Raw genomic sequence first — 13,830 nt, forward strand, 5'->3', positions numbered from 1 at the left:
CCGCCACTAAAGAAGTGTTCAGCCCTGCAGTATTTGGCATTTTAATTATTATGCTGGTGTATTTACCGTTATTTGCACTGAGCGGGGTTGAGGGCAAAATGTTTCAGCCAATGGCATTTACCGTTGTAGCCGCACTAGTTGGCGCACTTATTTTTGCCGTTACCTTTGTACCTGCCGCTATTGCGGTATTCGTACGTGGCAAGGTGAGTGAAAGCGAAAATGCAGTTATGCGTGGTATTAAAAAAGGCTATAAACCGCTACTTGGTCTATCGCTTAAGTTACCGTGGGTGATGGTATGTATTGCGGGTATTTTAGTGATTGCACTTGGCTTTAAAGTTAAAAATATGGGCGCTGAGTTTTTACCGCAGCTAGATGAAGGCGATATAGCCATGCATGCACTGCGTATTACCGGTACCGGTATTGAGCAATCGGTAAAAATGCAAAAAGAGCTAGAGCAAGCCATTTTAGCCATACCTGAAGTTGAAAAAGTATTTTCAAAAATTGGTACGCCCGATGTAGCAAACGATCCGATGCCACCTAACGTTGCCGACACTTTTTTAATGTTAAAACCGCGCGATCAATGGCCAAATCCTACTTTATCTAAAGAAGAACTCGTTAAGCAAATTCGCCATTTAGTAAATGAAGTGCCAGGTAATAACTATGAATTTACGCAGCCGATAGAAATGCGCTTTAACGAGTTAATAGCCGGTGTGCGCGCCGATGTTGCAGTGCGTATTTATGGCGATGACTTATCAACATTAAAACAGTACGGCGAAAAAGCCACAGCCTTGGTGCAAAACATAACCGGTGCAACCGATGTACGCCTTGAACAAATGGAAGGTTTGCCAACGCTTTCTGTAACGCCGCTTCGCGACCATATGGCGCTACTAGGTTTAACCGTAACCGATATACAGCAAAGTGTGAGCGCTGCGGTAGGCGGTGTGCAAACAGGGCTTATTTTTGAGGGCGATAAACGCTTTTCGTTATTAGTGCGTTTGGATGAACGCTGGTCTAGGGATATAACACAGCTTGCGCGTTTGCCGGTGGCAGTGCCAAAAAGTGCTAACCCAGACCTTGCATTTGTACCGCTTGGCGAAGTGGCGACAATCAGCATTGAAAAAGGGCCTAATCAAATAAACCGTGAAAGCGGCAAACGTAACGTAGTGGTAACTGCAAATGTAGAGGGGCGCGATTTAGCAAGCTTTGTAAGTGATGCGCAGGCGGCTTTAAATTCAGATCTTAATTTACCAAGTGGTTATTGGATTGAATATGGCGGCACGTTTGAGCAATTAGAATCGGCAAGTAAACGGTTGTCGTTGGTGGTGCCGGTCACTTTACTGCTTATATTTGGGCTACTTTATAGTGCGTTTAATTCGCTTCGTGATTCACTGATTATATTTAGCGGCGTACCACTTGCACTTACCGGTGGTGTGCTTGCGTTATTGCTACGCGATATGCCGTTATCAATATCGGCAGGCGTTGGCTTTATCGCGCTAAGTGGTGTTGCCGTATTAAACGGTGTGGTTATGCTGTCGTTTATTAAACAATTAAGAGCCGATGGACTTAGTTTAATTGATGCGATACAAACCGGTGCACTTTCGCGCTTGCGTCCAGTATTAATGACCGCTTTAGTGGCAAGCTTAGGGTTTATTCCTATGGCGCTAAATACTGGTACAGGCGCTGAGCTACAAAGACCACTGGCTACGGTTGTAGTTGGCGGTATTATTTCATCAACTCTACTTACGCTATTAATATTGCCTGCACTTTATAAATTAGTGCATTCTAAATTTACTAAAAAAGCAGAAGCTGAATTAGCTTAAGTATTAGCTATTAATAATGTAATCAAAAAAGCAGCTGTACTTACAGCTGCTTTTTTATTTGGGTAATTAATTAGCAAAAATACTACATTAATTATATTGAAACAGATTATCCCAACGTTCATCTAAAATAGCTTTTGCATGGTCTAAACTTAGCGCGCTATACACTTCATTACCTTCTATTTCGTTACTACACGTTACTAAACGCATGCGAACGAGCTTTTCAAGTGCATCGCTAATTTCAAAATCAAGATCGCACTGATATTTGCTTTTAAACCAATGCTCTATTTGTTCATCAAGCGTTTGTGCGGTTAAGCCACTTTCTGATTTTAATAAAAAAGTATAAGCAAGCAGGGCTTCCTTTATGTCTTCTTCTTCGGCAGCATCAATAAGCGTGTGAAAAACACCCGCGTTGTTATCGAGGTTTTTAAAGTAGAGATTATCGCTAAGCGCTTTCATAAATTTAATTTTACGGTTTTTAAACTTACTCCATTCTTTAAAAATAAAGCTGCCAAATACTCCCATGCCAATAGCAAAGGTAATAAAATGTTGTTGGGTCATTTCTACAGCTTCACTTCTAAAGCCACCCCAAAAAGCAAACAGAGCAAGCAATAATACAATTGATGCACCAAGTTTGGTAATAAGTACCACTGCACCGCCAACTAAAGCCGATGAGCCAATAATTGCTTTATCGATAGGGCGCATGCGTACTTCACTATTAGGAAATAGCATTTCGAGATCGGCCTTTGGTACATTTTGAAACAGCTTTACTATGGTTGAACTTGGCTCAAATCCCATTGGCGTTTTATTTTTAGCTTTAAAATAAGCGCTATCTTTAAAGCGAATAAACACAGCAACACGGTCGTAATTAGTAAAGTGCAGCGGCTTTTTACGAAGGCCCCAAAAGCTGGTAATCGTTTCAGTGAGTTGCGACTCGCCACGGCGATAAAATACGACTTCTTCAAAGTCGTCAAATTCAACTTCAAGGCGCACCTTAAATAGCGACTCTTCATTTAATGCATCTTGTAAGTCTTCATTGGTGATCACTTCAAAATTAGCGGCATTAAGCACCTTGGCAAAATCTTTAGCAAACTCACGTTGGCACTGCGCTTTTTGATCAGCCGATACTGGCGCTAACGATCGCGTGTCACTGTTGGGATCAAAAGGGGCGAAGTTGTTTTTAAGTGATTCAAGTGTTGCGTGGTAATCGTAATGAATAAGGCTTGCTAGTAAATCGCAAAATTGTTTAAACGATGTTTGTTGTGTGTTGTTATTGAGCTCTTGGCTACACATATCAACAATATCTTGCTTTCTAAAGGGAATAAAACGCGCACTTTGCATAAATTAATAACTACTGTGATAGGGAATCTAACTACATGGGCACATAATAAAATATTATTATAGATATTACTAATTTGTTAATGCAATAGGGCGTGTTGACCTTTGGTGATTGAATTTGCAGCAGTGTGTTTGGTTTTTAGGCAAGGCAGAGCCTATGTAGTGTGGTTATTCCCCATAAATAGGCGATAACGCAGCATAAAGGCCAAACATGCGCTGCCCTATGGGTTCTTTCTAGGGACGATTGACTCTTTGTTGCTCGATTTTTACTTAGCCCACTAGGTTACAAACCTCGCGCCGCGATTAAATCGCCCCTAGATTGAACAAATTTCAATCCACAAAGATCAATACGCCCTAGGACCTGATAAATTTAGTACACTGTTTTCAGCGTGTATTAACCTAAATATGTAATTATTAGCTCATTGAATACTCTTGTTCTTATTTATAAGTGAAAAGGATTTACTATGGCCATTCAAAAAAAGCTAAAAGAAAAAACACGTAATTTTATTGATTCTAAGCATATGCTTAGCGGTATTACAGTGGCGTCGTTTTTAGAGTCAACCATAGTTCCTATTCCACTTGAGGCTGTATTAGTACCGCTAATGCAAGCTCGTAGAGAGAAGCTATGGCTTATCGCGTTAATGGCGACTTTAGGTTGCATAGTGGGTGCATTGTTTGGTTATGCGTTGGGTTATTATTTATTTGATGCGGTTGGTGATTGGATTATTAATACGTTTTCGAGCCCTGAGCAATTTGAAAACGTTAAGCAGCAAATGCAAGACCAAGGTTTTTGGTTTGTTATAACGCTTGGCATTGTGCCAATTCCGTTTCAAATAGCGATGCTTGCAGCAGGCGCGACTAAGTACTCTATTTGGCTATTTTTATTGGCTTCGGGTATCGCGCGTTCTATTCGTTACTTTGGCTTGGCCATTATTGTTTATTATGCAGGTAATGAAGCAGAGCGAATCATTAGCAAACATAAAACTAAGGCTATGATTGGCATTACTATTTTAGTGTTGGGATTGTGGGGACTTAGTACCGTAGTTTAAGTATAAATTTGGGGGTTATTGTGGGTTTTATCTTCGCGAGGGTTTTTATTATTGTGCTATAGTTTTTAAATGAAGTACTGAAAAACCTAGCAATTAATATGATTGAAACTGTAAAACTTACCGTTAAACTTTCTAATTTTTATAAAATGCCTTTGATCAATAAAGTTTTAAGTTTAGCTTTATTGATCTATATTGCTATTTTTTCAGCCTACTCCCTAACTAACTTCCCTCCCTTGCAAGTTCAAAATAATGTTTACGGTTTTACCACCGATTTTATTAATTTAATTGTACTTGTATTTTTATTTTGGATGGTCCAATGCTCTGAACTATCTAAGCAGGCATATATTTTTTCTAGTTTAGGTTTATTACTTTGGAGTATTGGAGCTACTGCTGATGTACTAGATGAGTTAGTTGTGCAGCCTTACTGGGTAAGTATTTATTTTGAAGACTTATGCAGGACCAGCGGCATGCTTTTAACTTCCTATGGTTTATTTAAAACGATGCGCTTTGTACAAAGTATCAATAACCGATTAGCGCGTGAGCTAATCATTGACGATTTAACTAAGGTGCATAACAGACGTTATTTTTATCAGCACGCTAAAGATGCTCAGCTCTCACCTTTCGTTATTTTAATTATCGATATAGACCACTTTAAAGCAATTAATGATGAATTTGGTCATGATGTAGGTGATGTAGTGCTTAAAAAACTAGCAACTAAATACGACAATGCTTTTACGTATAAAAACAAATTTGCTCGCCTCGGCGGTGAAGAGTTTGGCGGCTACTTGCCTACAAATAATATGATGCAAGCGTGTGATTTTTCAAAACAATTAATTACCATTGCGCACACCATAAGTGTTCAAAATTCTCGCCACTTAACAGTAAGCATAGGTGTTGCAATGCAAACGCCTAATGAGCCTTTAGATAAAGTAATGAAACGCGCTGACCAAGCTTTATATTTAGCTAAAAAGAATGGTCGAGATCGTTTTGAAGTTGCCCCGTAAGCGTTTTTAATTATATAAAAACACGTCCTTATTGTTTGCACATTTACTACACTTTTTAACGTTTTCGTAAGGAAATGTCAGTGAGGGTAATGCTTTGTAAATCATGAAATTAAAATAGAATGTTTGGGTCATAATGGGGATATTAATAATAAGGAATAACCTTAATGACCAACTCCCTTTTAAAAGCTGCATTACCCTTAAGTCTAATTACTATTTTGTCGGGCTGCGGCTCTGATGATAGCTCAAGCTCTACAGGTTACATCCAATTGTATAACGGCTCTTACAATAGCCCATACACGCGTTTGTTTGTTGAAGAAACAGAGCGTTCAGGCGCTGATTTTGCCGATGTAACTACTCGCCATAACTACAGCACAGGTACTTATGATGTAAGTTTTGAATACCTAGATGCTAACGACAGCTATATAACAATTAGCGACCAAGAAATTTCTATTAAAGGTGACAAAACACAGTTAGTAGTAATGAGCGGCAACTTCGATGAACCTACATTTACAGAGCTTAGCGTACCTATCACAAGCGATACGGGTGAGTTTAACTTAGGGTTTTATAATATTGCAGGGGAAGACACTAACTACGATATTTACTTAGCAACTGATGATGGCGTATTTGAAAGCGCGACACTTTTTTCATCGGCTCAATATTTAAGTGAGTTAGACCTGCAAAGCATTGATGAAGGTTATTACACTATTTATATAACTCAAGCGGGCAGCAGTGATGTTGTGTACGAGTCGTCATCTGTTTATTTATACGACGAAGCAAGCTATGTAGCAATGATCCGCCCAAGTTATGCAACAGAAGAAGGCGGTATTACGCTTGATGTAGTAACCGATAATAATTACGTTACTGAGCTTAAGCACCAATCTGCGTTGGGGCAATTACGTTTTATAAATACGATTGATGACTACTCGCCAGTTAGCTTTTCGGCTACACGTGGCACAACTGTAAATACAACAAATACAGTCGCTAGTGATTCGTATACAGACTATGTTGAACTTTCGCCTAATAGTTACAGCGTAGCGATGTACGACGAAGAAGGCACAAAGCTTGCCGATAACTTTTTAATGACGCTAGAGCGTGAGCAAAGTGCGGTGGGTATTTTTTATAACGACGTTGATAACGGTCTACGTATGATGAGCGTTGAAGAAAACCTAACGCCAAGTAGTTACAGCCATACGGTATCGGTTGTAAACCTAATTGAAAGCTACGCAGGACAATCGGTTTCAGATGTTGATGTGTACTTTACACTTAACGGCGAAACGGTAGACGATACCAGTAACGTAGTTGATGGTTTAGATAGATACGATCAAGAAGAGCAAGTTGTAGATAACGAAATTTACACTGTTTATGCTGTATATGAAGACAACGGTCAGCAAATTGTGCTTATTCAACAAAGCGATATGGACTTTACACAAGAGGGTAATTACATATTGATTTTAGAGCATGATGAAACAACAAGCTCAGGTTATAAAATGACCCTAGAGCGCACTATCACCGATAGTGTTGAATAACCCTAAATATATTAAGTAGCGTAAAGCCTAAGTACTTTAAGTGCTTAGGTTTTTTTATCGAACAAAATTTACCTACTTATTAATAATTAGGTACACTCAGGGCATAATAATTAATAAGAGTGTGCCATGGATGATTTAGTTGGGTTAGCCGTTATAGTAATACTGGTTGTAGTTGCCGGTGCTATTTGCGGCTTAATAGCGCTAGTGCAGTTAAATGGATTAAAACAAGAAGTTGCTGTTTTGAGGGCCAAAGTAACACACTTACAAACACATAAACCGATATCGCAAAGTGAACCTCAAAGCGAAGCATCTACTGCTCAGGCAGCGCTTTCAAGGTCTGAGCCAATCGCTTATAAAGCACGGTCAAACTTAACGCCCCAAAGCGTGTCACCACCTGTAATAAATCAGCCATCAGCACCTCCTAAAAAAGCCAAACCAGCTAAAGCATCAGCCATAGAATTACTCTTTAATAAACTACGCGCAGGGTTTGAAGAGAACTGGATGACCTGGATAGGCGCAATAGCGCTTGCTTTTGGGGGCATATTTTTAGCTAAATACAGCCTAGAAGCTGGATTACTATCGCCTGTAATGAGGTTGAGTTTAGGCGGCTTATTTGGGCTTAGCTTAATTGCAGCCGCGGCTTATTTACATCATAAACGCATTGTATTTGAAGGCTTTAATAATTACATACCCGCAGCGCTTGCAAGCGGCGGGTTTATTACCTGCTTTGCTTTAACGCTTTTAGCTTACAGTAGCTACTATATGCTTAGCCCTACCGTGGCATTTTTTGCACTGGCAGTTATTGCGATTAGTGCAAGTGCAATGGCGCTTAGGTTAGGCCCATTATTGGCTGTATTAGGTATTATTGGTGCTTATAGTGTACCAATATGGGTTAGCACTGGCAGTGGTAACTTGTTTACATTATTTATGTATGTTGGCTTTGTAAGTTTGTCGGCTGCGTTAGTTGCACATAAAGTACAGCGAGCTTGGTTGTGGTATTTATTATGGGCAGGGCACATTGGCTGGTATTTAGTTGGTTTTACGCTACTTAAAATTAATACCGTTTGGTTGATGGGGACGTTTGCTTTACTTAGCATTGTAGGGTTAATTGCTATACCGCGATTGGGCTTAAAATTGAGTGTTATTGAGCACCGCCCGCACAGTTTAAAACGCTTAATTAAAGTGCTTCCTGATCATGCATTATTACTTGCCTTTATAGCGCCCTTAATATTTACCATGCTAATAAGTCACTTTGATATGCCGTGGCAAACAATCGGCGTGTTATGTATTGTACTGATGCTATTTTTAGTACTTAAAAATAGCCGCTGGGATATTTGGCAGGGCGTAGCGTTAGTTATTTCAACGCTATTAGTGATAGGCGCTGAACGCACGCATCTTTCGCCAAACCTATTTGATGACGCACTCTTTATATTCAAAAATGAGTATGGTTTGGGCTTATTACTCGGATTGTTACTTACCGCTTTTGGACTTTATTACGGTAAACAACAGATTAAGCGTTTAGCATTTCATGTTACGGGAGCATTTAGCGTATTTGTAATGATAGGGACCTTATATGCACTTATTCCTAATTCTGCGTTAAGTACTGCATATCCACTCTGGGCCGTTGTATTGTTTGTAGTGGCGGCTATTTTAATAAAGCTCGCGCAGCATAATACAACGCTATTTCAGCGTTTTACTTATTGGGTAGGCGCTAATGCCAATATTACGTTAGCAATTACCATGCTACTAAGTGACAGCGGTTTAACTATTGCACTTGCTGTACAAGTATTACTTATAAGCGTACTTATTAAACGCTATAGCGTGCCTATGCCGCATTGGCCTATAAAAGCCTTGGTTGCTGCGTTATTACTGCGCCTTACGCTTTCACCTTGGACGCCAAGCTACGATGCGCTAACAGTATTTGGTTTGCATTGGAGTATTGTGGTTTATCCGTTATGTATCGTGTTATTTTTTGCCGCAGCTAAGTGCTTTGACTCATCAAAACTTAAAATATGGCTGGAAGGTGCGGCGCTTCATTGTTTAGCGCTTTTTATTACCACCGAAACAAGTTATCAGCTAGTAGGGCATTATCCGCAATTTGATTCACTTAACTTTTACGAACAAATACTCCTTACCTGTAACTGGCTGGCATTAGGGTGTGTGTACTTACACAGAGCAAAACTTGCCGGTACTTTAGCTAAGTTATACCAAGTGGCGGGCTTTACACTTGCGGGGTTAGCAGGGCTTTTTGCTATTAAAATACTGCTTGACGACAACCCATTATTTGAATCACTTTACATAGGTGAGCTGCCAATATTTAACTGGTTATTACTATTGTGGCTANAATAAATGCTAAAGCTACGCCATTTATATTGGCCGTTGCGGGTGGCTTTATATTATTGGCAATAAACAGCTTTATTCGCCAATACTGGCAAGGTCCTTACATTTACTTATCAAAAGGCGCAAGTAACGCCGAACTTTATAGCTACTCTGTCATTTGGTTAGTAATGGGTGCGAGTACTGTTATTTTTGGTCATTTAAAAAACCAGTTATTAATACAAAAAGTAGGCTTAGGCTTACTAGCTGCAGTTATTGTTAAAGTGTTTTTAATTGATATGGCTAATTTGGAGGGGTTGCTTAAAGCGCTTTCGTTTATTGGTTTAGGGCTTTCGTTGGTGGGGCTAAGTTGGTTGTTCCAAAAGCTTAGAAGCCGAGTAAATCCAGTTTAACTTTATGAGCACTTTATAAAGCAAAGCCCAGTGAAGATACTGGGCTTTTTGTTTTACGCTATTACTTGATAGCTTTTAACTAGAATACTTTTAACTAGATCACTTTTTACTAGCTTATTATGTACTGTGATTAAGCAATGCTTTTAGTTTGCCCGGTTTAATTGGCTTACTTAAATAATGAATATTAGCAGCTTTAGTTTCTTGCTTAAGCTCGGTGTCGCGCACTGCGGTAATTAAAATAGCGGGTACCTGGCTTTGCCAAATTTCGCGCAGGGTTTTAATTAGCGTTATGCCATCGCAATCACTACCTAATTGATAGTCCATTAAAATAACATCGGGTGCGCGGTTTTGCTTAGCATGCGCCAGTACATTATCTACGTTATCAAACAAGGTGTAATTAGCTTGCCACTTTTTAAGTAAGCTTGCCATTGCTGCTAGGTTTTCAGGGTCGTCATCCACGGCAACAATATTAATGGCTGCACGGTTTTCTATTAGGCTGTTTGTCGTACTTTTTTGTTGCACAAACTGCTCATCGCCATAAGGTACTTCAATGCTAAAACGGCTACCTTTATTAGGCTCAGAATGCACATCAAGCGGCAAACTTAATAAGTCAGCCATACGTTTTACAACACCTAAGCCTAAGCCTACGCCTTTGTTATCGCCCGACTCAACACGGTAAAAGTCATTAAATATTTTAGCTTGCTCAACTTCGCTAATACCTGGGCCTGTATCCCATACTTCTATTCGTAAATTGTGTTTACGGTTTCTACAGGCAATTAATACACGGCCGTTATCGGTGTATTTAACTGCATTAGAGACCAAGTTTTGAATAATTCGGCGCAAATAGGTTATATCGCTGTGCACAATTTGTTGGTGTGAACGCACACTAAGTTTAAGCCCTTTATCACTTGATAAAATAGCGTATTCACTTTGCAGTGGCGCTAAAATATCTTCGATATAAAAGTGGCGAGGGGTTGGGGTCATAGCGCCTTGTTCTAGCTTGGCTATTTCAAGTAGTGCCGACATTAGATGCACGGTTGAATCGAGACTGTCGCCTAATTTTTCAAAGCTGTTTTGGTTAGTGCTGTCGAGTTGCTTTTCGTCAATGGCAGCAAGGTATAAACGTGCTGCGTTTAACGGCTGTAAAATATCGTGGCTCGCCAGTGCTAAAAAGCGCGTTTTACTGTCGTTGGCTTGCTCTGCTTCTCGTTTGGCTAAAGTAAGTGCTTGCTCGGTTTGTACACGGCTATCTATTTGAGCTTGTAAGTCTCTATTAATGGTTTGCACTTCTTGAGTTCGCGCTTCTATGCGGTTTTCAAGATCCATGTTTACTTCTTCAAGCGCATTTTGCGTACTTATGTGATTGGTAATATCCGAAAAGCTGGTAACAAATCCGCCATCGGGCAGCGGATTACCAATCATTTCGTATACTTGGCCATTACGACGGTGGCGAATAAAGTGATGCGAGCTGCCGTATTTTAAATGCTGCACACGTTTTTCTACTTGGCGCTCTATTTCGCCAGGGCCACATTCACCACGGTTAGCGTTGTATCTAATAATATCTTCTATGGGTTGGCCTACTTCTAAAAACCCTTCAGGGTAGCCGAACATTTCGCTGTAGCGCTTATTCCAAGCTACTAGCTTTAAATCTTTATCGACAACCGAAATACCGTGGCTTAAATTTTCGAGTGAGGTAAATAACAGATTTTGATTAAATTGCAGCGCTTGTGTGGTTTCGTCAAAAAAGTTTACAACTTCTTCAAACGCCATGCGCTTACCCGACGATACCGTGTGTATTAATGCTTGAGCCGACGATGCGCCCAGCACGCCTGTTAAAGCGCGTTCGCAGTAGGCTATAAATTCAGGCTCTGGGTGTGCGTTATTATCGCTTAAGTGATGGGCGAGTGCGTAATGGGCCAATACTTGTTGGCTGCGCTGAATACCTAAAAAGGTTTGTAGGAGTATTTTAAAGTCGTAAACAGTGGCTTTTACGTCTTTATTTAAGCGCCTTGATAAAATAGCCTGATCTTTAGGATTAACAAAAGCAGCTGCCTGAATTTTATCAATTAAGCGCTCCTCAGCCCCTAGTGAAAAACTAATATAACAACCAATATTTGCAAACAAAGCTATTAAGGTTCCACGCGTGATAAGTGTTTGTTGTAGCTCGCTATCAAGGGTTGTGCCGGCATCGAGTATTGGCAGCATTNCCAGCCACTAAACCTGCATAAACCCCATAAGCATGACCTTTTCGCCAATATAAACCACCCACAATAGAGGGCAGTAATTGTGTAACAAGTGAAAAAGCCACCAAGCCCATACTTGCCAGTGCACTGCTGTGGCCAAACCATTGTTGATAGAAATAAGCCAAAATTAATATGCCTGCAATAGCAAAGCGCCTTACTAGTAAAATACGAGACTTATAACTGGTGGTAATTAAGTTGCGTTTAAATTTACGACGTAGCATTAACGGTAATACCACATCGTTTGAAATCATCGTGCTCAACGTTAGCGTGGCTACCACTATCATTGCAGTAGCGGCAGATAAACCGCCTATAAATACAAAGGTGGTTAAAAAGGCATTGTCGTTAATTAAAGGTAGGGCAAGTACAAAGCTGTCGGGTGAATAGCCACTGCCAATTTCAGGATGAATAGCCGCTGTGGCAATAGGTAAAATCATTGCGGCGGTTAATAGTAAATACAGCGGAAAAGCCCAGCGAGCGGTAAGTAAGTGACGTTTATTTTGATTGTCGACCACGGTTACATGAAACTGACGTGGTAAACATATAATAGCCGCCGCAGCCATTAAAGACTGACCAATAAAGTTAAAACTAAAAAAGTTAAAGTTAGTCCAGTGATCCCAAATCGATTCGGTTACCTTATTTGCAGCGGTTTCGGGCAAGTTAAATAGTGTAAATACTGCAAGTCCAGCAACAGCAATAAGGGCAATCAGTTTAATCATTGATTCAAATGCAACAGCAAGCATTAACCCAGAACGATATTCAGTTACATCAACCTTGCGTGTACCAAAAAATATGGCAAACAAAGCCATAATTAATGTGGCAGAAAGCGCGAGCATATCACCGGATATTTTAGTACTACTTTGCAGCAGTAAAAAGCTGGTACTGAGCGCTTTTAATTGCAGTGCAATGTAGGGAATAGTCGCTAGTAACGCGATTACAGTAACCATAATCGCCGTAGTTTGGCGTTTGCCGTAACGAGCTGAAATAAAATCGGCAATAGTGGTTATATTTTGCTTTTTGCTTACTAATACCAGTTTACGTAAAAACCCTTGGCCGAAAAAAAACAACAAGGCAGGGCCAAGTAAAATGGGTAAATAACTCCAACTGCTGGTGGCCGCTGTACCTACCGAGCCGTAATAAGTCCACGACGTACAATAAATGCCTAATGACAGTGAATATACAAAAGGATGGTGGCTAATACGCTTTGCCAAAGGTGTTGTTTTATCGCCCCAGTTGGCAAGCCAAAACAGCACACCTATATAACTTAAAGCAACAATAATTAGTACGGCAGTCATGTTGTTATTAAACCTTATTATTTTAAATAGTTCCTCAACCCTATGAGGAATTAACACAATACCAGAACTCCTAGCGAGTGTGCGTGCAGATTTTTATTTCTAAATGGTATTTATTTTTTAAGTTGTTGAATTTAATTGGTTAAATTTAAATTTGTAATTGTATTAGACTAATGTCGCAGTATTAACTAATTTGTAACATCTCCTGTATTTTAAATATCCATAAATGATTAACTTTATGTAATTAAAAGGTTTTTGGTTTTTTAAATAAAATTCAATCTGCAGTTTACGTAAACGTTAACAAGCTGTTACGACTATGGTCTCAATTCAATATTTAACCAGCGTTGCTAAATTGGTAAGCGAAGATAAAAAACCACTCATCGCGATATTGCGGTGCTTAAAGGGGAAAACAAAAATGGCTTTTAAAGATGAAGAACAAGCAAAAGCTTATTGGGCAGAAAACATTTCACTGTTATTTAAACTATTAGCAGTGTGGTTTATCGTGTCTTTCGGCTTTGGCATATTACTGGTTGATGTACTTAATGAAGTACGTTTTTTTGGGTTTAAACTTGGCTTCTGGTTCGCCCAGCAAGGCGCGATTTATACCTTTGTTGCTTTGATTTTTGTGTACGTTTTCAAAATGAATACGTTAGATAAAAAATATGGCGTAGACGAATAGGAGCTAAGCAATGGATGTTCAAACACTCACGTTTTTAATTGTTGGTTTAAGCTTTGCGCTTTATATCGGCATAGCAATTTGGGCCCGAGCGGGTTCAACTAAAGAGTTTTATGTAGCAGGCGGCGGCGTACCTCCTCTTGCTAATGGTATGGCAAC

At 39.8% G+C, this 13,830-nt stretch carries 6 protein-coding genes and 2 pseudogenes; 6 read left to right on the forward strand and 2 right to left on the reverse strand.

Going from position 1 to position 13,830, the window contains the following annotated elements; translation table 11 throughout:
* The coding region (locus L656_RS0120790) for an efflux RND transporter permease subunit (RefSeq protein ID WP_024600648.1) at window positions 1–1,820 on the forward strand (1,820 nt) is incomplete at its 5' end.
* Window positions 1,821–1,907: 87 nt separating this feature from the next.
* On the opposite strand, the gene L656_RS0120795 is transcribed toward L656_RS0120790, so the two are convergent.
* Window positions 1,908–3,158 (reverse strand): TMEM143 family protein, encoded by a 1,251-nt coding sequence (locus L656_RS0120795; RefSeq protein ID WP_024600649.1) that lies wholly within the window; start codon window positions 3,156–3,158, stop codon window positions 1,908–1,910.
* 461 nt (window positions 3,159–3,619) lie between these two features.
* On the opposite strand from L656_RS0120795, the gene L656_RS0120800 reads away from it, so the two are divergent.
* The 4 genes and pseudogenes from L656_RS0120800 (at window position 3,620) to L656_RS01000000122500 (ending at window position 9,463) form a co-directional block, all read left to right on the forward strand.
* Entirely contained in the window at window positions 3,620–4,204 is a 585-nt protein-coding gene (locus L656_RS0120800; protein WP_024600650.1) for a YqaA family protein, read from the forward strand.
* Between the two features lie 98 nt (window positions 4,205–4,302).
* On the forward strand, window positions 4,303–5,208 hold the full coding sequence (locus tag L656_RS0120805; protein ID WP_024600651.1) for a GGDEF domain-containing protein: 906 nt from the start codon (window positions 4,303–4,305) through the stop codon (window positions 5,206–5,208).
* Between the two features lie 164 nt (window positions 5,209–5,372).
* On the forward strand, window positions 5,373–6,734 hold the full coding sequence (locus L656_RS0120810; protein WP_024600652.1) for a hypothetical protein: 1,362 nt from the start codon (window positions 5,373–5,375) through the stop codon (window positions 6,732–6,734).
* A 126-nt stretch (window positions 6,735–6,860) separates the two neighbouring features.
* Window positions 6,861–9,463, forward strand: a pseudogene (locus L656_RS01000000122500) (DUF2339 domain-containing protein).
* 117 nt (window positions 9,464–9,580) lie between these two features.
* Here the strand turns inward: L656_RS01000000122500 and L656_RS01000000122505 are convergent.
* Window positions 9,581–12,998 (reverse strand): annotated as a pseudogene (locus tag L656_RS01000000122505) (PAS domain-containing hybrid sensor histidine kinase/response regulator).
* A gap of 412 nt (window positions 12,999–13,410) precedes the next feature.
* Between L656_RS01000000122505 and L656_RS0120825 the strand changes: the two are divergent.
* Window positions 13,411–13,674 (forward strand): DUF4212 domain-containing protein, encoded by a 264-nt coding sequence (locus L656_RS0120825; RefSeq protein WP_007377498.1) that lies wholly within the window; start codon window positions 13,411–13,413, stop codon window positions 13,672–13,674.
* Window positions 13,675–13,830 lie beyond the last annotated feature (156 nt).

Source organism: Pseudoalteromonas sp. TAE56 (assembly GCF_000497955.1).
In the GTDB taxonomy this organism is placed as follows: domain Bacteria; phylum Pseudomonadota; class Gammaproteobacteria; order Enterobacterales; family Alteromonadaceae; genus Pseudoalteromonas.

What these genes read in the sequence shown, in the direction of transcription:
- L656_RS0120805 (WP_024600651.1), top strand. Translation starts at nt 4,303, where the DNA reads ATGATTGAAACTGTAAAACTTACCGTTAAACTTTCTAATTTTTATAAA.
- L656_RS0120795 (WP_024600649.1), bottom strand. Translation starts at nt 3,158, where the DNA reads ATGCAAAGTGCGCGTTTTATTCCCTTTAGAAAGCAAGATATTGTTGAT.
- L656_RS0120825 (WP_007377498.1), top strand. Translation starts at nt 13,411, where the DNA reads ATGGCTTTTAAAGATGAAGAACAAGCAAAAGCTTATTGGGCAGAAAAC.
- L656_RS0120810 (WP_024600652.1), top strand. Translation starts at nt 5,373, where the DNA reads ATGACCAACTCCCTTTTAAAAGCTGCATTACCCTTAAGTCTAATTACT.
- L656_RS0120800 (WP_024600650.1), top strand. Translation starts at nt 3,620, where the DNA reads ATGGCCATTCAAAAAAAGCTAAAAGAAAAAACACGTAATTTTATTGAT.